Source organism: Lacihabitans soyangensis, from assembly GCF_024343775.1.
Classification (GTDB): domain Bacteria; phylum Bacteroidota; class Bacteroidia; order Cytophagales; family Spirosomataceae; genus Leadbetterella; species Leadbetterella soyangensis.
Genome location: NZ_RJUF01000172.1, coordinates 1 through 1,875, shown reverse-complemented (window position 1 = coordinate 1,875; position 1,875 = coordinate 1). Strand labels below are relative to the sequence as shown.

The window sequence follows — 1,875 nt, the reverse complement described above, 5'->3', positions numbered from 1 at the left end:
TACCGTGTATGTGCCAGCTGCTAGACCTGATGCTGTAGCTACTTTACCACCAGAAGGTGCCCATGAATAGCTGTAAGGAGCAGTACCATTTGAAGCGGTTACCGTTGCCGATCCTGTACTTGCTCCATTGCACAATACATTCGTTTGAGCAGAAATTGAAGCGACTAGTGCCGTAGGCTGAGTAATGTTGACCGTTGCAGTTTGCTGACAAGCGTTTGCATCAGTTACGGTTATTGTATAAATTCCGGCCACTAGACCTGTTGCAGTAGCAGCTGTACCACCAGAAGGTGCCCATGAATAGCTGTAAGGAGCAGTACCATTTGAAGCGGTTACCGTTGCCGATCCTGTATCTTGCTCCATTGCACAATACATTCGTTTGAGCAGAAACAGATGCGACGAGTGCCGTAGGCTGCGTGATTGTTGACCGTTGCTGTTTTCTGACAACCGTTTGCATCAGTCACTGTTACGGTGTATATTCCTGCTGCTAGACCTGATGCAGTAGCTGCTGTACCGCCAGAAGGTGCCCATGAATAGGTATAATTAGGATTTCCACCTGATGCAGTAACCGTTGCTGATCCAGTACTTGCTCCATTGCATATTACATTGGTTTGAGCAGAAATCGATGCGACGAGTGCTGCGGGTTGAGTAATGTTGACAGTTGCCGTTTTCTGACAAGCGTTGGCATCCGTCACTGTTACCGTATAAGTGCCAGCTGATAAGCCGGTTGCGGTAGCTGCAGTGCCTCCAGAAGGTGCCCATGAATAAATGTAAGTTGGACTTACATTTGTAGTTATTGTAGCGGTACCACCCAAAGGAGCTGTTGTATTACTGAATAAGGGATTTCCACCAGACACTGTAACAGTTGCTGATCCAGTACTTGCACCATTGCATAAAACATTCGTTTGAGTAGAAATCGAAGCAACTAGTGCCGTAGGCTGAGTAATGCTAACAGTTGCTGTTTTCTGACAACCGTTTGCATCTGTCACTGTTACGGTGTATGTTCCAGCTGCTAAACCCGATGCAGTGGCCGCAGTGCCACCTGATGGTGCCCACTCATAAGTGTATGAAGGATTTCCGCCTGATGGAGTTACAGTGGCAGAACCAGTACTTGCTCCATTGCATAAAACATCAGTTTGTGCAGAAATAGATGCTGACCAAGGCAGCAGGCTGAGTGATGTTGACCGTAGCTGTTTGCAGACAAGAGTTGGCATCCGTCACCGTAACGGTGTAAGTTCCGGCTGATAGGACCCGAGGCAATGGCAGCTGTCCCACCTGAAGGAGCCCATGAATAGGTATAATTAGGATTTCCACCAGATGCCGATACTGTAGCTGATCCGGTACTTGCTCCATTACAAATTATATTCGTTTGAGCAGAAATAGATGCGACCAAGGCAGCAGGCTGAGTGATGTTGACCGTAGCTGTTTGCAGACAAGAGTTGGCATCCGTCACCGTATTGTATAAATTCCGGCCACTAGACCTGTTGCAGTAGCAGCTGTACCGCCGGAAGGAGCCCATGAATACGAATAATTCGGTGTTCCACCCGAAGCGGTTACCGTTGCTGTTCCAGTATTCGCTCCATTGCATAATACATTGGTTTGAGCTGATACAGATGCGACGAGTGCCGTTGGCTGTGTGATGTTGACCGTAGCTGTTTGCAGACAAGAGTTGGCATCCGTCACCGTAACGGTGTAAGTTCCGGCTGATAGGCCGGTTGCTGTTGCTGCAGTACCACCCGATGGTGCCCATGAATAGGTATAATTAGGATTTCCACCTGATGCAGTAAGGACTGATACCGCTTGATGCTGTTACTGTTGCCGATCCGGTACTTGCTCCATTACATAAAACATCAGTTTGTGCAGAAATAGATGCTAACA

At 47.9% G+C, this 1,875-nt stretch carries 5 protein-coding genes; all 5 read right to left on the bottom strand.

The window, feature by feature from the left end:
- Positions 1-360, bottom strand: a 360-nt coding sequence (locus EGI31_RS15315; RefSeq protein ID WP_255038018.1) for a SprB repeat-containing protein, incomplete at its 3' end; no start/stop codon positions are given.
- Positions 330-1,145: a SprB repeat-containing protein gene (locus tag EGI31_RS15310; RefSeq protein ID WP_255038020.1), complete on the bottom strand. Its 816-nt coding sequence runs from the start codon at positions 1,143-1,145 to the stop codon at positions 330-332. The genes EGI31_RS15315 and EGI31_RS15310, both read right to left, overlap by 31 nt.
- On the bottom strand, positions 1,088-1,450 hold the full coding sequence (locus tag EGI31_RS25325; RefSeq protein WP_255038017.1) for a SprB repeat-containing protein: 363 nt from the start codon (positions 1,448-1,450) through the stop codon (positions 1,088-1,090). Before EGI31_RS25325 ends, EGI31_RS15310 begins: the two co-directional genes overlap by 58 nt.
- Complete coding sequence (locus tag EGI31_RS15300; RefSeq protein WP_255038016.1) at positions 1,447-1,680, bottom strand: SprB repeat-containing protein; 234 nt, start codon at positions 1,678-1,680, stop codon at positions 1,447-1,449. The genes EGI31_RS25325 and EGI31_RS15300 overlap by 4 nt, the downstream gene beginning before the upstream one ends.
- Positions 1,681-1,759: 79 nt before the next feature.
- Complete coding sequence (locus EGI31_RS15295) at positions 1,760-1,864, bottom strand: SprB repeat-containing protein (RefSeq protein WP_255038019.1); 105 nt, start codon at positions 1,862-1,864, stop codon at positions 1,760-1,762.
- Between the last annotated feature and the right edge of the window lie 11 nt (positions 1,865-1,875).